Below are 24,761 nucleotides of genomic sequence, written 5' to 3' on the forward strand. Positions count from 1 at the left end.
TAGTGATGGTTATATGAAAAAAAGTTTCGATCAAAAATGTTGTTCTTCAGTCAATTACCTGTACTTTCATATAGTCAGGCGGGGGTTGAATCCGCATAAGATTATTTTCCAGAATCACCAAATCGCCTCTCTTTTCAATTTCCTTAAAACCCGCAAATTTATAAGTGATATACATCATGCGATTTCTCTCAGTTGAAACAAAGTCGGCCAACAAGCGCACGTTTCGATCTTTAGCAAGGCTCGTAATATAATTAAGCAAGACTGCACCTACACCTCTGGACATCACGCGACAAGACATTAGCAATAGTTTTAGCGTCCACAGAGTCTCATCGCATTCCACAAGTGCCAACCCGATTTTTCCATAACTTCCATACTTGTCATCCAAACCTGCAATTAGCAGTTTGTGCTGGTTGGAGAGCCGAAATTGATTGAGTTCGCTGTAAGAGTAGGTGTAGCCAGTTGCATTCAGTTGATTTGTCCGTACTGTTAATTCTTCGGCTCGCTGCAAATCCTCTTCTTTTGCATAGGAAATAGTCAAAGTCATGTTGAGTGTAGCCAAAAAATCTTCTTGAGTTCCGACAAATTCTTTCTCGGCATTTTGGCGTTCTATATCGTTAATATACATTAGCCTTCTCAGTTGTGAATCTTCTGTAATAAAACGGGGATTCATTTCCGGCATATCTAGCAAGTCGTCTAGTTTTGCTGCATCAATACATAACACTTCTGGCAGTGAAAAGTTGACTTCTTCTAGCTCAAATTGCTGATCGTCAATAAAGGCGATCGCGTCGAGACTGATATTGAGCGATTTAGCGATTTCTTTAATTGAAGCAGCCTTGGAGTTCCAGTTGATTTGGGGATACAAAAAATACTCGTCCAATCCCATCTCTCGCAGTTTTGCCATTGCTAGACTGCGTTCGTTCTTGCTAGCAATAGATTGTAAAATGCCTCGACTGTCTAAGGTGGTGATAATGCGGGCTGCATGGCTGTGCAGGGAAATTTTGTCATTTTCTAAGAGTATGCCATTCCACAGAGTATTATCCAGATCCCAAACTACACATTTGATAGTTTTTTGCTCTTGTTCTTGGCTCTCTATTCGTTCGGATGTTAGGTTAATCATGGCTTTATGTTCTTACCGCTAAGTTTTGCTGCGTAACGTTGCGTTCTGGTAATACTCCGTACTCTTGATAACCAGATTCAGCGATCGTAATTTGTTGAATTTGGGTACTGCCTTCGATAATTTCCATAATTTTTGCGTCTCGGAAATACCGTTCCACAGGGTAGTCGCTACTGCAACCGTTCCCCCCGTGAATCTGTACGGCATCGCTTGCTACTTTAACTGCCATTGTGGATGCAAAGTATTTAGCAATTGAGGTTTCTGAAATCGATCGCGGATCGCCAATTTCTTGGAGATAGCCGGCTTGATAGCATAGCAATCTGGCTGCTTTCACGTTAGCGATCGCTTCGGAAATCATTTGTCTAATTATCTGGTGTTCTTTCAGATAAACGCCAAATTGCTGGCGTTGGCTGGTGTACTGAAGGCAAGCTTCTAAGCAAGCTTGACCGATACCTACACAGCCCCACGCTACGCTGTACCTGCCGCGATCTAGGGCCGAGGAAGCGACATGAGAGAAGCCAAAACCCTGCCGGCAAACGAGATTTTCCTGGGGAATTTGGCAGTCATCTAGGTGAAGTTCTGCTAGCATGGAAGCTCTCGTTCCCAAGATTCCCACAATGGGTTTTATTGAGAGTCCCGGTCTATTTTTTTCAACCAAAAAAGCAGTAGATTTCCCTTCATACTGGGTGAAAACTAAGAATAAATCCGCAATTTGTCCGTAAGTAATCCATTTTTTTTTCCCATTTAATATGTAGAAATTGCCTGCCGGAGTTGCAGTTGTTTCTACACTTTTAGCATCGCTACCGGCGTTAGGTTCGCTCAGTGCAAAAGCTGCGATCGCTTCACCTGATGCTAGCTTGGGAATCCAATGTTCTTTTTGATATTGACTTCCCCACTTGCAAAGAACGTGAGCAACCATACTGTGAACTGTTAGCAAACTCCGCAATGAAGAACACCCCCGCCCAATTTCTTCGTTAAGCAGGCCATAGGCGATCGCATCCATACCGCTACCGCCGTTCTTTTCGGGTATTGCAGCACCCAAAAAGCCTCGCAGAGCTAGCTTTTTAATGAGCTGTGGGGGGGTATGCTGTTCGCGATCGCACTGGCTAGCATAAGGTATTATTTCCTCATTTACAAAAGCTCTAAATTCTGATTGAGCGTCTTTTTGTTTGGCGGTTAATTCGAGTTTCATTGCATTTCCTAAATCAATTGCTTGTAAGTACAGCTGTTTTGCGCTCGACTAGATTAACCAGAGCATTTATGGTATTGAAATTATCAATTTCCAAATCTTCATTTTCAATGGAAACTTTAAACTCTTGCTCCACAAATAAAACCAGTTGCATTGCAAACATTGAATTGACAAAGCCCAGACCAAAAATATCTTCATTGTCCTGCAAATCGTAATCGCCGACAACGCGCGCCAAGAATGCTTTGATTTTTTCTCGATTTTCTTTCATCTTAAATAACTCACTGATAAACGTAGAAACCTTGTTTGCTTTTCTGACCGTATAACCCCGCCTCTACCATCTGCTTTAACAGAGGACACGGCCTATACTTGCTATCTTTGAAGCTTTCATACAAAACTTCGATAGACAGTAGAATCGTATCTAGTCCGATCAAATCTGCCGTTTCTAGCGGCCCCATTTTGTGACCAAAGCAGGTTTTGAAAATTTTATCCACGTCTGACGCTGAAGCTACTCGCTCTTGCAACAAGAAAATCGCTTCATTAATTGTCAACATCAACACGCGGTTAGAAACAAATCCAGGTGAATCGTTGACAAGAATACATTCTTTGCCCATTTGGGCTAAAAAACTTTTGGCTATCTCAATTGTTGCGTCAGAGGTGTGATACCCGCGAATCACTTCTACCATTGACTTCATGGGTACTGGGTTCATAAAGTGCATCCCAATCACATTTTTAGCTCGCTTGGTCGCTGAAGCAATGCGGGTAATGGGAATGGCAGATGTATTAGCTGCAAATACTGTTCTCTCTGGACAAATGGCATCTAACTGCGCGTACACCTCCTTTTTAATATCCCATTTTTCGGTAACATTTTCAACCACAAAGTCTGCACTATCTAGCAATTTGTAATTAGTGGAAAATGTAATTTTTTTTAAGATATCGTCAGGGCTGCCAACTTTTTTTTCTTTGTTGAAAAGAGTTTGGAAACGGATGTTTTTTTTGATTTCCTGTTTGGCATTTTCTAGAATCTCTTCCGAAATATCTACAAGAATTACCTGATAACCAGTTTGGGCGAGGTTTTGCGCAACCCCAATTCCCATAACGCCTGCTCCCACAACACCGACTACTTGAATGTTCATAATTGATGCTTTATCCTTTGCAATTTCCGATGAAGTTTACCTTTCTCCAACTAATACAAGCTTTTTAGCTTCCTCTTCGGTTAATTCTTCTAACTCTGCTACAATTGCTTCTTCGATCGCTAAGGCGAATTCAGCAACAGTGGGTGCTGCAAATAGGTAGCGGAGAGAGAGTTCAATTTGAAATAATTTGCGAATCTGGGAAAGTAACTGAATACCGATTAGAGAATTTCCTCCCATTTCAAAAAAGTTGTCATGGATGCCGACTTGCCCAATTCCTAACAGTTCTTGGTAGATATCGGCAATTGTCCGCTCGATTTCATTACTGGGAGCAATATAGGCATTTCGCAGGTTGGGTCGAGTAAATTTCTGAATATTTGACTCGACAATTTTGGAATTTTCCTGCTGCTGTTCGGTTCCTTTTTCCGAAGAAGTTAATACTTGTTTTTGTGGCTCAATCCAGTAACGCTGCCGCTCAAATGGATAGGTGGGTAAAGGGACGCGGTGCCGACGTTCATCAGCATAAAAACCTTGCCAATTTATCTGTACTCCCGCTAGCCAAAGTTGACCTAGTGTATTGAGCAAGAAGGCTACATCGGATTGCCGATCGCAGGAATTTCGCAGCGTTGGCAGCACAGTCCAATCTACAGTTAAATCGCTCGGCTTACATTGCACAGCCAAGCTGCTCAATGTTTGTCCGGGACCAACTTCTAACAGAATTAAATTCTGTTTTTTCCACAACTCTTGTACGCCATTTGCAAATAGCACCGGCTGGCATAAATGCTTAGCCCAATAATTCGGATCCGTGGCTTGACTAGCGGTAATCCAAGTTCCCGTAACGTTCGATAAATAGGGAATTTTGGGCGGCTGAAGATTGAAGGTTTTAACTAATTCGATAAATGGTAGGGCGATCGCATCCATCATCTGAGAATGAAAGGCGTGAGAAGTTGGAATCGGCCGGCAAGCCAAACCGCTTTCAGTTAACTGGCGTTCCAATTCATCCACAGCATCAGGAAGACCAGCGATCGCGCACAGGTACGGCCCGTTAACTGCTGACAAAGAAAGGCCTTTTCCTAAAAGCGGTCGCACTTCCGCTTCTGAAAGCGGAACAGCAAGCATTTTCCCAGCCGGCAAACTTTGAATCATCAACGCTCTTTTGGCAACGAGAGCGATCGCATTTTCCAGAGAAAACACCCCCGCCAGACAGGCCGCCACATATTCGCCGATGCTGTAGCCGATCGCCGCCCCAGGGCGAATTCCCCAGGATATCAACAATTGAGCCAAAGCGTACTCGATCGCGAAAATAGCCGGCTGAGTGAGAAAGGTTTGATTCAGTTTTTCAGCAGCAGGATCGGGCTGTTCTTGGCTGCGACCGAGCATTTTTCGCAGGTCGAGGCCGGATTTGGGCGCTGCATTTGTCTCAGGCTGACTGGGATACAGCACCGATCGCAAATCTAGATCGAGGTAAGGCTGGAAAAGTTGGCAGCAGCGATCGAGTTGTTCTCGAAATACCGGCTCCACTTGGTAAAGTTCGCGAGCCATGTTGGGGTAATGAGTTCCCAGGCCCGGAAACATAAAGGCGACAGTGCGATCGCCGGCCTCGCGGTACAAAGTGAGAACTCGTTTCGGATCGGAAAGCGCGATCGCAGCATCTTGAATGTCTTTGCAAACAACCGCCCGCCGGTGGTCAAAAACTCGCCGGCCAACTTGCAGGGTGTAAGCAACATCCGCGAGATTGAGATCGGGATTTTGCTTGAGGCGATCGCTCAAATTTACTGTAGCCGCATCCAGCGCCGATGCCGTTTTGGCAGACAGTACCAACAACTGCCAAGGGCGAGAAGGCCCTGAAATTTCGACTGTTGGCGCTTCTTCCAAAATCGCGTGGGCGTTAGTACCGCCAAGGCCAAAAGAACTGACTCCAGCGCGGCGCGGCGTGCCGTTTGCGGGCCATTCCGACAAAGCGGTATTGACGTAGAAAGGGCTGTTGGCCAAATCAATTTCCGGGTTGGGCTGCTGGAAGTGCAAGCTGGGCGGTATCAGCTTGTGTTTGAGAGCCAGAACAGTTTTGAGCAAGCCTGCGATCCCAGAAGCGACATCCAGATGGCCGATATTGGTCTTGACTGAACCGATCGCACAATGTGCAGGTGGCGCGATCGCAGTTTTTGTCTGAGTGCTAGCGCGAAACGCTTTTGTCAAGGCCTTAAATTCGATCGGGTCGCCCAAAGCCGTTGCAGTTCCGTGAGTTTCTACATAAGTCACTGTTTCCGGCTCGATGTCGGCTATGGCAAAGGCTTCCGCGATCGCCTTTGCTTGCCCTTCCAAGCTGGGCGCTGTGTAACCAACTTTCCCAGAACCGTCATTATTTATAGCCGAGCTTTTGATAACAGCGTGAATGCAATCACCATCGGCGATCGCCTCTTCTAACCGCTTCAAAACTACAATTCCTAAGCCGCCCCCCGGTACAGTGCCTTTCGCACCAGCATCAAAAGCACGGCATTGACCGTTAGGAGATAAAACCCCTCCTTCTTGATACAAATAGCCAGCTTTTTGCAAGGAATTTACCGCTACGCCTCCGGCTAAAGCCATATCGCATTGGTAACTTAACAAACTTTGGCAAGCTAAGTGAACGGCAACTAATGATGTGGAACAATTCGTTTGCACGCTAATGCTCGGACCTCTTAAATTTAATTTATAAGAAGTGCGCGGAGCTACGTGATCTTTCTCGTTCCCAATCAGAGTTTGGAAATCAATAACAGTGCCTAGAAAACCCCGGTTTGAAGCTAAATTGAATAACAGATAGCTATTCCAACCTACACCCGCGTAAACCCCTATCTGACCTCGGTATCTTTCAGAATCATAGCCAGCATTTTCCAGGGCTGACCACGCCTCCTCCAAAAATAAACGCTGTTGGGGATCTGTAATAGCTGCTTCTCTGGGATTAAAGCCGAAAAATGAAGCATCGAATAAATCTATGTCTTCTAATATAGCGCCAGCTTTGACGTGATTGGCACTATGAAACATAGTAGGGTCAATCCCTGAAGAAAGCAATTGTGCTTCACTAAGAACAGAGATTGATTCCACTCCCTCTCGCAGATTTTGCCAATATTCATCGAGATTTTTTGCTTGAGGAAAGCGACCGGTCAGGCCGATAATCGCAATTCCTTCTATAGAGTTGTCTGTTTCTGATTCTGAATTACTCATTAATTTTCCCATTTTATACTGCATGAATTGCCTTCAAATAAGGGAAGGCTGACGTAGTAAGTTTAAGCCGAATTTTATTAACTGGGGAAACCGGGTTTGTGTGTAGATATCTAGTTGAGAGTCAGGATTTTTTCTAAGAAACCCGGTTTCTTTGCGTCACCTCTGCATTCGGAGTTGTTTTTGCCGATTGGCAACCGATTTTTGCTTGTTAACTCGATCGCGAACAGACTGAAATTCAAGTTCTGGCTTTTGCTCCTCAGTTAAATGTTTTGCTAGGGAGTAGATGGTTGGATATTCCAATAGTTCAATCAGCGATAAATCTACCTTATTCAAAATTTTCCGGAGTTGACGGTGAACTTCGGCAAGCAGTAATGAATGACCGCCAATATCGAAGAAATTGTCGTGAATGCTTACCGTTTCTAATTGCAGCACCTCTTGCCAAACATTGGCGATCGCGCTTTCGACAGAGTTACTAGGCAAAACCGGCGCAACTTCCGATCGCAGCGAGACGGCTTCCATTGCTAAAAGCGATCGCCGATCGACCTTGCCGTTAGCAGTCAGCGGTAGCAGGGGTACTGTCAGGACAACTGACGGGATCATGTATTCCGGCAATTTTTCTTTCAAAAACTCACTTAGTTCGCCGATCGCAGCCAGTGACTCCTGGCTTAAAACGATGTACGCAACTAAACGGCGATCGCTACCATCTTCTTGAACCAAAACTACAGCCTCCTGCACCCCTGAGTGCTCTAGGAGAACCGCTTCAATTTCCCCTAGTTCGATCCGGTAGCCGCGAATTTTCACCTGATCGTCTAGGCGGCCGAGGAATTCCAGAGTCCCATCTGGCCGGTAGCGTGCGCGATCGCCCGTTTTGTACAGTCGGCTTCCAGGCTCATCGCTGAACGGATTCGCGATAAACTTTTCAGCAGTGAGATCCGGTCTGTTCAGATAGCCTCTTGCGACTCCTAAACCGCCGATATGCAGTTCGCCCGCGACACCGATGGGTACCGGTTGCACGTGCCGATCGAGCACGTAAAGCTGAGTATTCGCGATCGGGCGACCGATCGGAATTGACCCTGACAACTGTTCGCCCCCTGGAACCTGATAAACGCAGCAGCCAACTACCGTTTCCGTTGGCCCGTATTCGTTCACCAGCAAAGTATCGGGAGCATTTTCCTGCCAAAAAGCGACGCTGCTAGCCAGCAGATTTTCGCCACCGATAATGAAAGCGCGGGTCAAACCGGCGGCGGCTTGGGGTGGTATTTGCTGGGCCAGCAACTCCAAGTGCGCGGGGGTAATTTTGACTAAACTTAAGTTAGAACTGCGGCGCAAGGCAGTGCAAAGCGTCTCTATGCCTTGGTTTTCCGATAGCAGTTCTACTCGACTTCCCACTAGCAACGGTGAAAACAAACTGGTAACAGTTAGGTCAAATCCCAGCGGCGAGTGAACTAGCGTCCCCGTTCCTGCCTCGACTGCATAGGCTTGCGTACACCAAGTGAGATAACTTGTGAGTCCTTGGTGCAGAATTAACGTTCCTTTGGGCTTTCCAGTTGAGCCGGAAGTATAGATAGCGTAGGCTAGATTGTGAGAATTGGCTTCACAGGTTGGATTTTCTGTAGGTTCAGAGGCGATGATTTCCCAATCCGCATCCAGGCAAATTACTTGAATTCCGCTGGTTGGCAAGTCGGTAACTAAGTGCTGCTGAGTCAACAGTATCGACACCTGAGAGTCGGCGAGAATGAAGGCTTGGCGATCGCGGGGTATGGTTGAATCAATGGGAACGTAAGCGCCGCCGGCTTTGAGAATGCCCAAAACTCCGACAAGCATGGAAAGCGATCGCGCTACGCAAATCCCCACCAGCACCTCTGGCCCTACTCCCTGTTGCTGTAGGTAACGGGCGAGTTGATTTGCCTGGGCGTTGAGTTCAGCATAAGTTAGCTGCTGACTTTCAAACACAGCGGCGGTGCGATCGGGTGTGCGTTTTACTTGTTCTTCAAATAACTGGTGAACGCATTTATCAATTGTGCCAGCCGTTTTTGTATTGTTAAACTCAACTAGCAGTTGTTGGCGATCGCGATCGCTCAAAATTGCTAACTCGCTAATTGTCGCTTTCGGATTATTGGCAGCGCTTGCTAACAAAGTTTGAAATTGCTCCGCCAAGTTGCCGATATCAGCTACTTGGAATAAGTTAGCATCATAGTGAAACTCGCAAATCCAAGCATCATCTTGACAAAGGCAAGAGAGTTTTACTTTGAATCTACTAATATAGGCGGAACGCTTAGCAATTGACCAGGATAAACCACCAGCCGAATACTTGGGCAGCGGTGGCTCAAGCTCGAAACAAAACGGAATGAAAGAATCAGTCGCGTCCTTGCCAGTTGCCGCTGTAATTTGTTCGGGAGTAAAATACTCCTGCCATTCATAATTATTGCCAATTAATTTGCTAACCTGCTGTAAAGATTCGCTAAATTCTAAGCTATCTGACGACTGGCAAGTTAGGGGTAAATATTTGGCGAATAGCCCCAAAGATGACTCTAATCCTTCATAAGTCCGACCATCGCAATAAGTGCCGACGATCGCCTTTGATAATCCAGTCAGCCGACTGAGGAGAATCTGCCAACAAGTTAGTAAGAATGTAGGAACAGAAGTGTCAGAGTTGTGAGCGATCGCTTCAATTTTTGTCGCCAAGTCCTGCGGAATTTTAACCGTAAGTTTTTTGGGCGTAAACCCGCTTTTTCTATCTAACTCTTTTCCCCCTACTAGCTGGCCCACAAACAAGTCAGCAATCTCAAACTTATGCCAATAATCTTTTCCAGCTTTTGTATCCTCAGACTCAATTAAGTCATTAAAAATTTCCGAGATATCAGCATATTGAATCTCGCCCTCAAATAAGCTATTTTTCTCCCCAATAGCAGCGTAGGCTTCGCTAATTTTACGCACCAAGTTATCTAGCGTTAATGTATCCGCCCCAAGAGCCGACAAACTAACAAATAGCTGGTATTTTTTCAAGGAAAGTTCTATTAAAACTACCTGTAAAAGCGGTTCTTTTGCATCAAAAAGCTGTTGATTTATATCCTCACAAATCTCCTCAATTTTAGCCTCTTGTTCTGGCGGACTTAGCTCAGTTAAAGAATATTGAGAAATTGATGGAATGCTGCGATCGCTTATTACTTGCAAAGGAATATCCATTCCCGGTAAACAGCGAAAAGTAGTCCGCAATATCTCATGGCTATGCCACACATTCTCCAAAGCTGCCTCAAAAAGTTCCCTGTTAAGATTTCCCTGAATTTCTACAGCACACTGAGCGCGATAAGGTAACTTAGACTCAATTTGTTGCAACAACCATAAATGTTTTTGTTGCGGTGAAAGTCGAAACCCTGTAATAATTTCTTTTTGCATATCTCTACCTCTGTATCTAATTATTTCAATCAAGGATTATCGGCGCTAAACGTTAAGACATATACTAAATCAGGCTTCAATACCCAATTGGCATATTCTTTCGTCAGCGTAGACTGACTTTGTTTGTGTAGTTGCGGTTTCAACCGCCGAAAAATATGGAATAGCTTTAGCTTTCGCTAGGAGGTAAGGTTTCAACCGCTGTCGGACTATAGCTGTAAGTTTCAGACATTCCTACCGCAATTTTGCGAGAACCAACAAAAGGCGATCGCCCGTGAGCTACTAACATATTATCCAGCATTAAAATATCCCCTTCCTGCCAGGGAAAAGTTACAGTTTCCTGCCGATATGCTTCGCGCACTTCGTCTAAAACAGAAGGCTCAATAGGAGTACCATCTCCGTAATAAGTATTGTTAGGAAGATCGGATTCTTTAAAGTCTGCCAGCAATGACTCTCGGAGTCCCGGCTCTAAAGTTGATATGTGAAAAAAAGCAGCGTGATTAAACCAAACTTTTTCACCCGTTTTAGGGTGCTTGAGAATAGCGTGGCGAACTTGTCTAGTCCTCAAGCAATTACCATCTTTCCATTCTACCTCAATGTCACGATTTTGACAATACTCTTCTACCTTTAATTTATCAGTTGTTTGAAAAACATCATGCCAATGCAGCCCCAAGCCACTGCCAAAATTGCGGACATACATCACCTGTTTTTGTGCGAAGATATCGACAATTTTAGGGTCAATGCGCTGTAATACTTTCCTGACATCAGCCAGTGGCGTTTCTCCTCCTGCCGTCGCACTTTTCAGGCAAAAAAAGAAAATTTTCATCGGCCATGCGTGTTGGTAAGAATTCTCATTGTGCAAGAAAATACTTTGCTCTGCCGGAAAATCAGTAGAAGTATAAATATTGCCCCTGACGCGACTGCGCGGCGAGGAACGTTCTCGATACTCCAACAATTCTCCGGAAACAGCCGTAATAAATTCTTCAAACTGGGTTGCATCACTGACTTTAAAATTGCGAAAAAGTAGACATCCCCATTTCCCTAACTCTGTTTCTATAAAATCTCGGTTTTGCGTCGCCCAAACTACAAGATTTACTTCTTCTAAAGTCGGGCTGACTACTAGAGGTAAAAATTGGTGTGACTGCAGAAACTTAGCCTCTACCAACTCTTCGGAAGACGTGCTAATAGTTCGGCGCGATCGCAGCGGTGGCAGTTTGCTCTTAAAGCTATGAGAGTCAAAAGTTTTCATCATACCAATTGTTCAATTGCTTTGCGCTTAACATTTTTAAACTTGAGAAGGCGAGCTTCTTTAAGTTCTTGTTCTTTAGCGAGTTGCCACTGTTCGTCAGCAGTATTTAGTATTTCTTTGAAAACGCTCAGCTTCACCTCAGATTGAACCGCGATCGCATTTAGAAGCGTTTCAAAAAGCGACAGCATCCGCGCGATGCTAGCAGTTGCGAACAAATCCGTGCTGTACTCCATCCACCCAGTCAAACCGATCTCGCTATCCGTCAGATTTAGCAGCAAGTCATACTTGGCGGTTTGGCTATCCACCTCGCAGACGATCGCACTCACACCCGAAAGCGCCAAAGGCGGTAGCGGTGCTTGCAGCACCAGCTTGACCTGAAATAAGGGTGTACGGCTTAAAGTCCGTTCAGGGTTCAAAACCTCGACCAACTTGTCGAAAGGCAGATCCTGATGTGCGTAAGCTGCCAAGGTGCGATCGCGCACGCGGTGCAGTAACTCATCAAATGTGGGATTCCCAGATAAATTAGTCCGCAATACCAATTGGTTGACAAAAAATCCAATCAGTTGCCGAGTCTCGCCTTGGTTGCGGTTAGCGATATCCGTGCCGACAGTAATGTCGTCTTGAGCGCTATACCAGTGCAGCAGAGTTGTAAAACTTGCTAGCAGTGTCATAAACAGCGATACTTCCTGCTGCTGCGATCGCACTTTCAGCGCATCCGTCAAAGATTTCGACAGTGAGAACGGCAGCCGCAAACCTTGGAACGTCTGAATAGCTGGGATCGCATTGTCTGTCGGCAGTTGCAGTACAGGCAGGTTGCTTAATTCTTGTTTCCAGTAGGCGAGTTGAGACTCTAGCACTTCTGGCTGCAACCATTGGCGCTGCCAGATCCCAAAGTCAGCATACTGAATCGGCAAAGGGGTTAACGGGGAAGGCTGACCAGTGGAAAAAGCCCTGTAGAGTGCTGTCAGTTCTTGAATGAAGACTCCCATCGACCAGCCATCAGCGACAATGTGGTGTACTGTCAGCAGCATAGTGTATTCAGCTTCCGCTAGCTGTAGCAGCGTGACTCGCAGCAGCGGCCCTGCTGTCAAGTCAAAAGGTTGCTGAGCTTCTTGAGTGGCTAGGCGTTGCGCTTCCGCTTCCCGGCTGGTTTCTGGGAAAGATCGCAAATCTATGACTGGCAGCGCTAAAGTTAAAGTTGGGGCGATCGCTTGCCTCGGTTGACCCGACACAGCGGTAAAGGTTGTTCGCAAAGCGGCCTGTCGCTGCAAGATTTCGTTAAAGCTTTGGTTGAGTGCAGTTACATTTAGCGGTCCTTTGAGCTTTACAGCGACAGCAATATTGTAAAAAGGGTTTCCAGGCTGCAAGCTATCGAGAAACCACAGCCTTTGCTGGGCAAAGGATAGGGGCAATTCTGATTGTGTGGGTGCGGGCAGCAGTGGCGGCACGCTAGGGGTAACGGTAGCGAGACGATCGCACAATTCCGCTGCTAAGCGAGACAGGCTGGAACTCTCGAAGAGTTCGGCTGCGGACACTGTTGTAGCGAGATCGGTTTCAATTCGGTTTTGCAATTCAAAGACTTTTAAGGAATCGAGTCCTAGTGCGATCGCCGACTGCTGGGGATTTACCTGCGATCGGGGAACTCTCAGCACCTGAGCGATCTGCTGCTGGAGGTAAGATGTTAGCAGCGGTACTCTGTCAGTTAGCGGTGTGGCGATCGCCTGTTCGCGAGTTAGACACACCTCGTTTTCAACTGTCTGAAAATCCTCTAAAATGCTGCTGCCAATGACTTTCAGATTGCCTGAGAGAAAATCTGCACGGCAAGCGCGGCGCTGAATCTTACCGCTGGAAGTTTTGGGAATGGTGCCGGCGGCGATCGTCACGACAGCATAAACTTGAATACCGTGGATTTGCGCGATCGCACTTCTGATGGCTGCGGTGACTTCCTCCACATTCGGTTTCTGCCGAAATTCCACCTCTTGAACGACTACTAACTGTTCCTCATCCTCTACATCCACCGAAAATGCTGCACCGCCACCGGATCGCAGTGCCGGATGGCTGCGTTCTGCCGTTAGTTCAATGTCTTGAGGGTAAAGATTTCGACCTCTAATGATAATTAAATCCTTAGCCCTACCCGTGATAAAGATTTCTCCATCTTGCAAGAAGCCTAAATCGCCTGTTCGCAAAAACGGCCCTTCACCTGTGTCTGACAGATAGGCGCGAAATGTCCGTTCTGTTTCCTCGGTGCGATTCCAGTAACCGACACCCACACTCGGCCCTGATACCCAAATTTCGCCAACTTCGTCAGGTTGACAGCGGGTTAAGGTTTCAGGGTTCGCGATCGCAATTTTTTGGTCTGGCAAAGTTTGACCGCAACCTACTAATGTGCGATTGTTCTCACTTTGTGTACTCGCGACGATCGCCCGATCGCTCTCAAGTGCTTCCGCCTGAACTGTTTTGATGACCGGCGGTGCTGTGTGCAGACCCCCAGAAATCATCAAAGCTGATTCTGCCATCCCGTAACAGGGATAGAATGCCTCCCAGCGGAAGCCACAGGGTGCAAAGGCTGCGGCAAAGCGCTCTAAGGTATCGCGCCGAATCGGTTCAGCACCGTTAAATGCAACCTTCCAACTGCTTAAGTCAAGAGTTTCTCGCTGCTGCTGGCTAATTTTCTGAACGCAAAATTCGTAAGCAAAGTTAGGGCCGCCGCTGGTAGTACCTTGGTAGTGAGAAATAGCTTTCAGCCAGCGGTAGGGACTTTGTAGAAAAGATGCGGGGGGCATCATGATACAAGGGAAGCCGCCGTACAGGGGTTGGAGTACGCCGCCAATCAGTCCCATGTCGTGGTAAATCGGCAGCCAGGAGACAAATTTGCTGGTGTGGGAATGTCCCATCAGGCGTTGGGTCATGACCGCGTTGTGCAGCAAGTTGCGGTGGCTGAGCATTACGCCTTTGGGTGTCCCTGTGGAACCCGATGTATATTGCAGAAATGCTAAGGTTTCTGCGTTAATTGAGGGTTTTTGCCAAGTGTCTTCGATTCCGGGGGGGATTGTATCGGTAGTGAGCCAGTGTATAGTTCCTATTTTGTCTGCCAGCAAGGATTGCACTTGGGGCAAAATTGCTGTTGTGGTGAGGGCGATCGCGGCTTGGGAATCGGTTGCAACTGATACGGCCGTCTGAAGTCGGGCTGCGTGGCGCTGATTGCGGGGCGGGTAAGCTGGGACTGCGATCGCCCCAGCGTACAAGCATCCGAAAAAAGCCGCAATATAGTCTAGTCCTGGCGGATAAAGCAATAAGGCGCGTTCGCCGCTGGCACCTAAAGCTTGAAGTTGAGCGGAGATCGCTCGGCTGCGGCGATCTAATTCGCTGTAAGTCAGGCGATCGCTTTCTGTTTCTCCGTCTTCGAGAAAGGTAAAAGCTAGTTGGTCAGGCTGGTGCAGACACCTGTAGCGCAACAAGTCTACACCTGTCGAACTGTTACTAGAGATTTCTCGAAAGTCCTTGAAAAGTTGAGCCATTCTACTTTTTGCACCCATTGCAACCCGAAAATCTTGAGTTTTGCGATCGCAAAGCCGATGACCGCGATCTTCTCTCAAAAGGTTATTCTTTAGCTACTGCTAGAACTTATTGACATTAGTTCTTGATTAGCTTCCACACTGTAAGTCTAAAATATCGATTTTGCAAGTAGTAATTGATAATTATTTTTAAAGTAATCTCTCAACTGTCATAAGTTGCCAGGCAGTACCCAAAGCGGAACCATGCCGTCAATCGACCAATTGTAGGGTGTTCGCAGCTTGGAGTCGGGCACGCAGACCGCAGTGCGCCCAAAATCGCCAGCACAGACCAGCGTGCAGCTTGATAAAAATTGATAAAACTTAGCAATAAAAAAATTTGACTTATTGCTTGACATTAGCCACACCCTTATTTTATTTTGATGAGGCTACTGCAAATAATTAGTGATAAATCGTTGGGTTGTTGACCGCGATCCGAGTGTATCGTCGCTCGTGTCAAAAAACTGGATTCAAACTGCGACCACAGATAGCTGCGCCTGTTACTGACAGGCTTAGTTTTTTTCGTGTTTGCTTGGGTAGGTTTTCAGCAGAGCACAAGTCGGGAGTGCAGCTCAATCGGTGCATTCACTCTTACAGATGGTGTAGCAGCTCAAGTTTTTAAGTGTGTGGTGTGAATGAAAATGAAACTGCGTGTACCTTTTTTATGTGTTGCACTGCTGAGCGTTGGTATCATGCCAGTAGCAGCAGCAGGGCCAAGGAGTTTCTCTGAGGACGCTAAGTCCGATTCTGCTGAAGGTGCACCCGCGATCGCGCCCGATCCGAGTTCAGTAAATCCCTCAAAAGAGAACGATCGTACTCAATGGTGGGCGATCCCTTCTGTCATCCCGTCCCAAAAACCGATCGCAGAAAAGCCCTCATCCCAAAGCGAGGAGTTAGAAGCCAAGGTATCTGTAGAAAATCAAGTCCAAAAACTCAATTCTGACTTGATCGTGGCTTCAGAATACAAAAGAAATATCAAAAAAACTCCCTCAGAAGCAGGCAGGATGCCTGCTCCACAAGGTGTATTGAAGATATCTAGTAATAGCGATCGCGCTTTTCCTAATCCTAATATTGAACCAATAACAGACATACCAAAACTCAACGACATCGATCGTCCTAGCACGAGTGTTGAGGGATTGCTTGAGCAATCGCGGCAAAGTTTTATTATTTCTGATGCGGTGCGAATCTCTCAATCAGTCGTACAAGTAACAGGTGTAAAGCTTAACCCTACTGCGGCTGGTTTGGAAGTCATCTTAGAAACAGAAGCGGGGCAATTGCTGCAAGCTATTACCAGAACAGAAGGCAACAGTGCGATCGCTGACATCGAAAATGCTCAATTAGTTTTACCGTCGGGTGAGGAATTTCGCGTTCAAAATCCCGATCGAGGAATTGCTGAGGTGACAGTAACTCAGCTTGAAGGTTCGCGCATCCGAGTCACCGTCACCGGAGAACAAGCAGCACCACCCGCACAAGTAGTAGAAAGCGATCGCGGTTTAGTTCTCAGCGTGACTCCTCCTGTAAATTCTGAGCAACTTGAAATTGTCGTTACCGCCACGCGCACCGCAGAAGTTATACAAAATATACCGCGATCGGTGACAGTAGTTACCCGTGCTGAGGTTGAGCAGCAAACTCCCGTGTCGCGAAGCCTGCAAGATATTGTGGGTAGGGAAGTTCCAGGCTTAGGGGCTTCAACTCAATCGAGAAACCAATTTGGGCAAAACTTGCGAGGTCGTAGTGTTTCCGTCTTAATTGACGGCGTACCCCTGACCACAAATACTCAACCTCGAGGGCTGCAAACCATTGCTCCCAATGCGGTCGAGCGAATTGAGGTTATTCGCGGCCCCAATGCGATCTACGGAAGTCAGGCCACAGGCGGGACGATCAACATTATTACCCGCAGGCCGAGCGAAAATCCGCTGTCTCAACAGTCAGAAGTAGGTCTGACTGCTGCTGGCGGCGGCCAACGCTTCCTAGAAAGCGACAGTGTTGGCAACTACATCGCGCATGCCCTATCGGGTACACTGGGCGCTTATAACTACGTCTTTTCCTTCTCGCGAGAAAGCACTGGCACTTTTTATGATGCTGAAGGCGATCGCATTTTTAACGATCGCCCCTTAGATCAAAGCAATACCTACAATATATTAGCTAAGGCAGGAGTAAACCTAGATTCTCAACAGCGCTTGCAACTAACCTTCAACCGCTACAGTTCTACCCAAGTTGATAACGAATATATCAACGATTTGAGCGTCAATACCCGCCCGGCCGGGACAGAAAAAGCCCGCGCCTTGAGAGTAGGAGAACTGGAATTTATTGACTCTACCCCCCCAAGAGATCAAACTACTCTCCTTAACTTCACCTACACTAACGATCAGCTTTTTGGCAGCCAGCTTCAGGCTCAAGCTTACTATCGGTACAGCACTCTAAATTTCTTCCCAGGAGATTTTCGAGAGGCTTTTTTTGAAAATATCACGTTTGGACAAGTAGAAAATCAAAATTGGGGCGGTCGCTTGCAGATTGAAACTCCTCTATTTACAGTAGCTAAAGTAGTGTGGGGAGTTGATTACAACAGCGAGTACAACACAGTGGTGCAGGATATTTTCGATCCTGCGACTTTCGACGAAAGCGGCGGTAGAGTTTACCGTAAAATTGACGAGCGCGTTGAAATACCGCGTTACGATCTCAACCAGCTAGGTTTGTTTGCTCAATTCCAATGGGATGTTAGCGATAACTTTTTAGTCACTGGCGGATTGCGCCACCAGCGGGTCGGTTTCAGTGTTGACGACTACACTACCTTCCCAGGCAATGCAGCAATTGAAGGTGGAGATTTGGACTTTAATAACACCGTGTTTAATGCCGGTGCTGTCTATAAAATCACAGACACATTTAATGTGTTTGGTAACTTTGCCCAAGGTTTTAGCATACCAGATTTTGGAAATCTCCTGCGCCGTCCGCCTGCAGGATTTTCAATTGGGGGCGATTTTCAACAATTAGAAGCGGTAAGAGTTGACAACTACGAAATTGGGGTGCGCGGCAACTGGGAACAAGTAAATGCGTCTATTTCGGGTTTTTACAATACCTCCGAATTGGGTGAAAGTTTTGAATTAGACGATCGCGGTTTTCCCATCGGAATTAATCGGGCTCCGCAACGAATCTATGGGGTTGAAGGAACTCTCGACTGGCGACCGGGAGGGGGATGGCAACTCGGCGGCACTGCAACTTGGCAAGAAGGTGAAAATGATGTCAATCAAGATGGAGACTATTTGCCTCTCAATAGCAGTATTATCTCACCTCTGAAGCTGACGAGTTATATTCAACACCAAACTACGCCTGGATGGCGCAACCGATTGCAACTGGCTTATATCGGGAATCGCGATCGGGCTTTTGATAAAGGAGTTGACCCTGTGGGCATCGATAACTATTTAGTGGTGGACTATATCAGCAGTGTTAAAGTTGGACCAGGGACGTTAAATATTGGCATCGAAAACTTGTTGGACACCCAATATTTTCCAGTCCAGCTTCAACGTGCCGGCGGTTTTGATAATTCCGAAAGATTTGCAGCTAGAGGTCGCAGCCTTAGCCTTCGCTACGTTCTCAATTGGTAATCGGAGTCCAGAAACCGGGTTTAATGGAACAAAATACGTTTTTCCACCCGCAAAATTAGTAAAAAACCCGGTTTCTTTGGTATTGCCAAAAAACGCACGATTGCACACAGATTCAGTAAAAAATAGGTTGCTTTGGTATTGCGAAAATACTTTAAAGTAACTGAAAGTAAATTTCAAAAAAAAGGGCTTAATTAAAATGGATTCACTGGGAAGCAATACAGGAAAAATTGTAGAGAGTGACGGCACAGGCTCAGATATTTTTCAACTTTCAATAACAGAAATTATGGAACTGTTTAAATCATGCGGTCTAATTCTTTTTCGAGGGTTTGCCGTTCACCAGCAACAGTTTAAAAAATTTGCCGAACAATTTAGCTCTAAATTCGTTCGCGATGATGTCAAAATTCGGACAGATTCGAGCGACGGAGCCATCCATCTTGTAGACGAAGGAATGGGATATATCGCTCCTCATGCTGAAGGCGCTACTACTCCTTTACGACCCGATGCTGTTTGGTTTTGCTGTGATGTGCCGGCCGCCGATGGTGGTGAAACTTTATTTTGGGACGGCGTACAAGTCTGGTCAGAATTAAGTGAAGAATCAAAGCAGCTATTTTTGAATAAAAAAAACAAGTTTATTCACAATATACCTGTTGCTAACTGGAAGCATTTTTTAGGAGAAAATGCTACGCTAGCTGATGTCGAAAAAGCGCTGAATAGTTTTGAAGGTGTTAAATACACAATCAATGATGACCAGTCTGTGACTCTAGATTATGTTTGTTCTGCTGTCGTTAAAACAAAGTATGGGAATGAGGACTCCTTTGCTAACGGTATTGTCAACGAACAAAGAACTAAAAAAGTAATTTTTGAAGATGATTCCCCGATTCCCGATGCAGCCATTGATGAAATTAAGGAAGTTATGGATAGACTGACGGTTGCAATCTCGTGGCAATCCGGTGATTTAGTAATGATTGACAATTCAAGATTTTTGCACGGCAGACAGGCTTTTACCGACAGTCGGCGCAAGATTTTATTTGCCAACAGTATGCTGAATTTTTGAGTTTAACTTTTTTCAAAAATGGCTAGGTAAAAATGTTTTTCAATGTTTCAAAATCAGCTTTTTTTATTAAAAGTAGGTCGTCTCTACTTTTACCGTTTATTCTTAGCCTGATCCTTGTCTTGTTCGCAGGCCAATATAGTTTTGCCACGGCTCCGACTCGTGCTGAAATCCTCTGGGACACTTATGGAATTCCTCATGTTTATGCCAAAGATACTAAAAGCCTTTTCCGAGCCTTTGGTTGGGCACAGATGCAAAGTCACGGCAACCTGATTTTGCGCCTCTACGGACAGGCGAGAGGAAGAGCAGCAGAATACTGGGGAGAAAAATATTTAGAATCAGATCGGTGGGTACGAACTATGGGAATTCCTATTCGCGCTCGCTCTTGGTACGATGCACAAAATCCAACCTTTCGCAGCTATCTCGATGCTTTTGCTGCTGGAATTAATAGTTATGCCGAAGAACATGGCGATGCGATCGACGATGAAGTTAAAGCCGTGCTGCCCATTAATGGGGTAGACTTGCTGGCTCACACTCAGCGCGTGCTGAACTTCACGTTTGTGGTTAATCCTCAGCAAGTGAAGGGCGTTATATCAAATCTGCTAGCATCGGAATTAACATTACCCACAGCCAGGACAGAGCAGTGCGGTATCCCTACAATTAATCGCGGTAGAGACACGGCACTGCCGTGTCCTCTATATAATTCTGGTGCAACCGAAAACGATATCAATGATAGTGTTCTCGGATCTAATGGCTGGGCGATCGCACCTTCCCATTCTGCCACTGGCAATGCGATGCTGCTGGCTAACCCGCACCTCCCCTGGTCGGACTTATTTCTTTGGTTTGAATCACAGCTAACAGCACCAGGCATCAACGCTTATGGGGCTTCGCTGGTTGGCATCCCGGTACTGGCAATTGCCTTCAATGACTCCCTCGGCTGGACTCACACGGTGAACCGACATGATGGCTGGGATACCTACGAACTGACGCTGGCAGGTGGTGGCTACCGCTTAGACGGTAAAATCCAAGCCTTTAAAACAGAAGAACAAATCGTTGAAGTCAAGCAGGATGACGGTTCTCGGCGCTCTGAACCCTTGACGGTGCGAAGTTCTATTTACGGGCCGATTGTTGGCCAGAAAGAGGGTAAGGCTGTGGCGCTGCGCGTTGTTGGCCTCGATCAACCCTTAGCACTTGAGCAGTGGTGGAATATGGGGCGATCGCACAATTTAACTCAATTTGAAGCGGCGATCGCACCCTTGCAGATTCCCATGTTCACGGTGCTGTACGCAGATCGAGACGGACACATTATGCACCTGTTCAACGGTCAAGTTCCAAAACGGTCCAGCGGAGACTTTAAATACTGGCAGGGCACGATCCCTGGCGACACATCGAGTACGCTGTGGACGAAAATTCATCCCTATAAAGATTTGCCGCGCGCGATCGATCCCCCTAGCGGCTGGTTGCAAAATGCGAACGATCCACCTTGGACAACAACATTTCCGCAGGCGATCAAACCCGATGATTACCCACCCTATATGTCGTCTCGCGGTCCGATGTCTTTTCGAGCTCAGAGTTCTGCCAGGATGCTGATGGCAGATGAAAAAATCTCCTTTGAAGAAATGATTGAGTACAAGCACTCAACGCACATGGAATTAGCCGATCGCTTGCTTGACGATCTGATCGCGGCTACCCAGCAGCAGGACAATAAATTAGCCCGCCGTGCCGCTGACGTGCTGGCTGTCTGGGATCGCAAGGCGGACGCAGATAGTCGCGGCGCGGTACTTTTTTATGCTTGGGTTCAAGAGATGGGTTCCCCTATCTCGTTTGCTGTTCCTTGGAATGAAGACTTGCCAATGACTACGCCCGACGGTTTGGCAGATCCCGCTGCTGCTGTGACTGCCCTTGGTGCTGCTGCCACCAAGGTAGAAGCTGCTTATGGAGCGCTGGACGTGCCTTGGGGAGATGTTTTCCGGTTGCGCTACAGCACTACGGATTTGCCGGCAAGTGGAGGGCCTAACAACTTGGGTATTTTTCGGGTACTCAGTTTTGCTCCCACCCAAGATAATCGGTTTCGAGCTGTTGAAGGGGATAGCTATGTGGCGGTGGTGGAGTTTTCCAATCCAGTACGGGCAATGGTACTCACCAGCTACGGCAACTCGACGATGCTTGGTTCACCGCAAGGTGGCAATCAGTTGCAGCTATTGGCGAGTCAACGTTTGCGACCGGTTTGGCGATCGCGCACAGAAATTGAATCTCACTTAGCAAAACGCGAGGTGTTTTCTGGGCCGGATCGAGCCGTTCAAAGTATCAATTATGCACCGTGAGCTACTTATGAAATTGCGCCAGATCGCATTAGTTTTGCACCGCTATGTAGGTGCGATGGTGGGAATTATGCTAGCGATCGTCAGCTTAACTGGCAGTTCATTGGTTTTCTGGAAAGAAATCAACGTTTTCCTCAATCCCCAGATGTTCCAAGTTATCCCACAGGGCGATCGAGTATCTGTACAGTTTGCGATCGATACAATCCGCTCAGCTTATCCCCATTGGCAGCTTAATTTCCTCGAGCTACCTCGCGCGTTAGATAGTGTCTATACAGCGAGAATGCTCTTAAACAGCGGCGACTTTGCCTACGTCTATCTCAACCCTTACACGGGAGAAGTTCTGGGTTTTCAGCAGTGGGGACGGACTGTTATGAGTTTCATTTATAACTTCCATGTCAGCCTTTTGGGAGGCAAAGTCGGCGAAACAGTTGTTGGTATTTGCGGACTGCTGTTGCTGCTGCTGAGTGTAACTGGAATCATTTTGTGGCCTGGTTGGAAAAAGTTGGTAGCTGGCTTCGCAATCCGGTGGCGTTCTGCGCGTCAGCTAATTAACTACGATCTTCACAAAGTCGGGGGGATTTTATCTTGTGTATTTCTGATTGCGATCGCCTCCACCGGCACAGCCATGATTTTTCCCGCCCAGTTTAAGGGCGTGATTTACCCGCTCGCCGGCACGCCAAAAACCCCCGACTTAACATCAACTACGGTGGCAAATTTGCCGCCAGTTACAGCAGATATCATTTTACAAAAAGCGGACTTGGCTTTACCAGGAAAAACCATTTACCTTACCTTTCCCAGCAAACCGCAAGGTACATTCGTAGTGCGTAAAAAACTGGTCGGAGACATCCACCCAAACGGTAGCAGCAACGTCTATCTCGATCGGTACAGCGGTCAAGTTTTACGGGTAGAAAATGGTTTTACAGCACCTGTGGCATCCCAGATTATAAATTTGTTGTTCCCGGTACATATCGGTGCTTTCGGCGGGTTGCCAACACGCATCCTCTACGTTTTCATCGGATTGACGCCGACATTGCTATCAATCAGTGGTCTCGTACTCTGGCGCAGGCGACAGTGGAGATTAGCTCAGCGGCGGGAAGCAAACCGACAAATTACCGCGATCGTAGCTGAACCTCAAAAATTTTATCCGATTGCAGAATGGCCTTGGTTTTGAGAAGAGTTTCTGAGGATTAAATTGAAAAGTATAATCTTACCGTGACTTACGCAAAGAAACCGAGTTTCTTAGAAAAAATGTTAGTCTCTCAACTAAAAATCTATGAAAAACCCCAGTTTCTAGCCTAGACTTGCGTAAGTCATATTTTCAGTTCGCAGTTACTATTTTTATACCGAATAAATAGTGGCTCTGTGAAAGAAAACGTCAGAACAGAAACACTTTTTTCATTAATGACCAATTACCAACCACCAAAATTATTTGCCTCAATATAACTAAAAAATAATGTTCCTAAAAAAACTTTCAAATAGCCTCCGAACTTTCCTGCTGATCTGGAGCGGTCAAACAGTTTCTCTAATTGGCTCTAGCATGACCGGCTTCGCTTTCACTATTTGGGTATGGGAACTCACGGGTCAGGCAACAGCATTAGCCTTATTTGGTTTCTTTGCACAAATGCCACAATTATTAACTGCTCCCTTTATGGGGGTAATTGTAGATCGCTGGAATCGTAAATTATTGATGGCAGTTGGTGACACGGTGGCTGGTTTATTAACTATTACTATCTTACTGCTTTATCTAGGGAGCAATCTGCAAGTATGGCATTTATATCTGGCTGTAGCTGTCAACGGTATTTTTCAGCAACTCCAAGAGCTTGCCTACAAAGCATCGATATCAATGATAGTGCCAGAATCCCAGTATAGTCGCGCTAGTAGTATGGGTTCTCTAGCAATTTACACCTCTAAAATTGTGGCGCCGGCGCTGGCTGGTACTCTCTACTATGTAATGGGTCTGAGAGGGATTTTGATTGTCGATATCGCTACTTTTGCGATCGCGATCGGCACGTTACTGCTTGCACACATTCCGCAACCCACCCTCACAGAAACGCCGGCTTTTAGTTTCACAAACATCCAACAGGAAATCGGTTTTGGCTTCCGCTACATTGCCACGCACCCAAGTCTGCTGGCGCTGTTAATATTAACATCGCTGTTCTGGCTAGTTCACGATTTGAGCGCTACACTGCGATCGCCGATGATTTTGGCACGTACTGGTAACGATGCCAGAATATTGGGTCTGGCCATCTCGGCTGCCGGCTTGGGCGGTATTGTTGGGGCGTTAGCTGTGAGTGCTTGGGGCGGCCCTAAGCGCCGGATACACGGCTTTTTGCTCGGTATGGCAGGTGCCGGCTTGAGCAAAACGGTGTTTGGCTTAGGAGTAACGCCTTTAGTTTGGACAGGGGCTCAGTTTTGTTCGTCTCTCAATTTCCCGCTGCTAGGCAGTTCTGCTGACGTTATCTGGCTTGTTAAGGTTAAACCGGAAGTGCAAGGGCGGGTTTTTGCCACTCGTTCTGTAAGCTTACTGGTTGCTTCAACTTTTGGTTACTTAATCGCAGGCCCATTGGTCGATCGTGTTTTTGAGCCGGCGATGATGCCAAAAGGCAGTCTTGCACCTATTTTTGGTTGGCTATTCGGGACTGGGACAGGGGCAGGTATCGCGCTGCTTTACGCTAGCTGCGGACTCTGTATGTTCATACTTGGCTTAGGCGGGTATGCCTTCCGGGTGTTGCGCGACGTGGAGGATCTTGTTTGCGATCGCGATTTTTTATCAAGTTCGGTTGATTGATCCCTGCTACTCTGGCACACGCTATAACAACGTGGTGGTATAGCGTTTCTCATAAAGATGAGGTACAATAACAGCAGTGAGTAAACCAATTCCTCATATCGGATAATGTAACTTGATTGAAGGCAAACTCTATCGCTTTTGCTAATTCTCGGTAATTAGTCGTCTTGATAGA

General features: G+C 46.6%; 13 protein-coding genes. 5 read left to right on the forward strand and 8 right to left on the reverse strand.

Annotation, left to right across the window (positions count from 1 at the left end; translation table 11 throughout):
• Window positions 1–46: 46 nt before the first annotated feature.
• The 8 genes from QUB44_RS19130 to QUB44_RS19165 form a co-directional block, all read right to left on the reverse strand.
• Window positions 47–1,117 (reverse strand): HAD-IIIC family phosphatase, encoded by a 1,071-nt coding sequence (locus QUB44_RS19130; RefSeq protein ID WP_333369864.1) that lies wholly within the window; start codon window positions 1,115–1,117, stop codon window positions 47–49.
• Window positions 1,118–1,121: 4 nt separating this feature from the next.
• Window positions 1,122–2,306: an acyl-CoA dehydrogenase family protein gene (locus QUB44_RS19135; RefSeq protein WP_333369865.1), complete on the reverse strand. Its 1,185-nt coding sequence runs from the start codon at window positions 2,304–2,306 to the stop codon at window positions 1,122–1,124.
• A gap of 13 nt (window positions 2,307–2,319) precedes the next feature.
• Complete coding sequence (locus QUB44_RS19140; RefSeq protein WP_333235620.1) at window positions 2,320–2,571, reverse strand: acyl carrier protein; 252 nt, start codon at window positions 2,569–2,571, stop codon at window positions 2,320–2,322.
• A gap of 10 nt (window positions 2,572–2,581) precedes the next feature.
• A complete protein-coding gene (locus QUB44_RS19145) occupies window positions 2,582–3,436 on the reverse strand; it encodes a 3-hydroxyacyl-CoA dehydrogenase NAD-binding domain-containing protein (protein WP_333369866.1) in 855 nt (284 codons plus the stop codon).
• A gap of 36 nt (window positions 3,437–3,472) precedes the next feature.
• A complete protein-coding gene (locus QUB44_RS19150; RefSeq protein WP_333369867.1) occupies window positions 3,473–6,634 on the reverse strand; it encodes a beta-ketoacyl synthase N-terminal-like domain-containing protein in 3,162 nt (1,053 codons plus the stop codon).
• A 156-nt stretch (window positions 6,635–6,790) separates the two neighbouring features.
• Entirely contained in the window at window positions 6,791–10,030 is a 3,240-nt protein-coding gene (locus tag QUB44_RS19155; RefSeq protein WP_333369868.1) for an amino acid adenylation domain-containing protein, read from the reverse strand.
• A 166-nt stretch (window positions 10,031–10,196) separates the two neighbouring features.
• Window positions 10,197–11,279, reverse strand: coding sequence for a TauD/TfdA family dioxygenase (locus QUB44_RS19160; RefSeq protein ID WP_333369869.1), 1,083 nt, complete (start codon window positions 11,277–11,279; stop codon window positions 10,197–10,199).
• Complete coding sequence (locus QUB44_RS19165) at window positions 11,276–14,872, reverse strand: condensation domain-containing protein (RefSeq protein ID WP_333369870.1); 3,597 nt, start codon at window positions 14,870–14,872, stop codon at window positions 11,276–11,278. The genes QUB44_RS19160 and QUB44_RS19165 overlap by 4 nt, the downstream gene beginning before the upstream one ends.
• Before the next feature lie 596 nt (window positions 14,873–15,468).
• Between QUB44_RS19165 and QUB44_RS19170 the strand changes: the two genes are divergently transcribed.
• From QUB44_RS19170 to QUB44_RS19190, 5 genes are all read left to right on the forward strand, one after another.
• On the forward strand, window positions 15,469–18,429 hold the full coding sequence (locus tag QUB44_RS19170; RefSeq protein WP_333369871.1) for a TonB-dependent receptor domain-containing protein: 2,961 nt from the start codon (window positions 15,469–15,471) through the stop codon (window positions 18,427–18,429).
• A 196-nt stretch (window positions 18,430–18,625) separates the two neighbouring features.
• Window positions 18,626–19,483: a TauD/TfdA family dioxygenase gene (locus tag QUB44_RS19175; protein ID WP_333369872.1), complete on the forward strand. Its 858-nt coding sequence runs from the start codon at window positions 18,626–18,628 to the stop codon at window positions 19,481–19,483.
• 119 nt (window positions 19,484–19,602) lie between these two features.
• Window positions 19,603–21,804, forward strand: coding sequence for an acylase (locus tag QUB44_RS19180; protein WP_333369873.1), 2,202 nt, complete (start codon window positions 19,603–19,605; stop codon window positions 21,802–21,804).
• A 7-nt stretch (window positions 21,805–21,811) separates the two neighbouring features.
• Window positions 21,812–22,972, forward strand: coding sequence for a PepSY-associated TM helix domain-containing protein (locus QUB44_RS19185; RefSeq protein ID WP_333369874.1), 1,161 nt, complete (start codon window positions 21,812–21,814; stop codon window positions 22,970–22,972).
• A 282-nt stretch (window positions 22,973–23,254) separates the two neighbouring features.
• Window positions 23,255–24,589: an MFS transporter gene (locus QUB44_RS19190; protein WP_333369875.1), complete on the forward strand. Its 1,335-nt coding sequence runs from the start codon at window positions 23,255–23,257 to the stop codon at window positions 24,587–24,589.
• The last annotated feature ends 172 nt before the right edge of the window (window positions 24,590–24,761 follow it).

The sequence above is a fragment of the Microcoleus sp. AT3-D2 genome, from assembly GCF_036705715.1.
GTDB lineage: Bacteria > Cyanobacteriota > Cyanobacteriia > Cyanobacteriales > Microcoleaceae > Microcoleus.

Bases quoted from the DNA above. Each gene is read 5' to 3' on its own strand.
- QUB44_RS19130 (WP_333369864.1), bottom strand. From the start codon at position 1,117: ATGATTAACCTAACATCCGAACGAATAGAGAGCCAAGAACAAGAGCAA.
- QUB44_RS19135 (WP_333369865.1), bottom strand. From the start codon at position 2,306: ATGAAACTCGAATTAACCGCCAAACAAAAAGACGCTCAATCAGAATTT.
- QUB44_RS19140 (WP_333235620.1), bottom strand. From the start codon at position 2,571: ATGAAAGAAAATCGAGAAAAAATCAAAGCATTCTTGGCGCGCGTTGTC.
- QUB44_RS19145 (WP_333369866.1), bottom strand. From the start codon at position 3,436: ATGAACATTCAAGTAGTCGGTGTTGTGGGAGCAGGCGTTATGGGAATT.
- QUB44_RS19150 (WP_333369867.1), bottom strand. From the start codon at position 6,634: ATGAGTAATTCAGAATCAGAAACAGACAACTCTATAGAAGGAATTGCG.
- QUB44_RS19155 (WP_333369868.1), bottom strand. From the start codon at position 10,030: ATGCAAAAAGAAATTATTACAGGGTTTCGACTTTCACCGCAACAAAAA.
- QUB44_RS19160 (WP_333369869.1), bottom strand. From the start codon at position 11,279: ATGATGAAAACTTTTGACTCTCATAGCTTTAAGAGCAAACTGCCACCG.
- QUB44_RS19170 (WP_333369871.1), top strand. From the start codon at position 15,469: ATGAAACTGCGTGTACCTTTTTTATGTGTTGCACTGCTGAGCGTTGGT.
- QUB44_RS19175 (WP_333369872.1), top strand. From the start codon at position 18,626: ATGGATTCACTGGGAAGCAATACAGGAAAAATTGTAGAGAGTGACGGC.
- QUB44_RS19185 (WP_333369874.1), top strand. From the start codon at position 21,812: ATGAAATTGCGCCAGATCGCATTAGTTTTGCACCGCTATGTAGGTGCG.
- QUB44_RS19190 (WP_333369875.1), top strand. From the start codon at position 23,255: ATGTTCCTAAAAAAACTTTCAAATAGCCTCCGAACTTTCCTGCTGATC.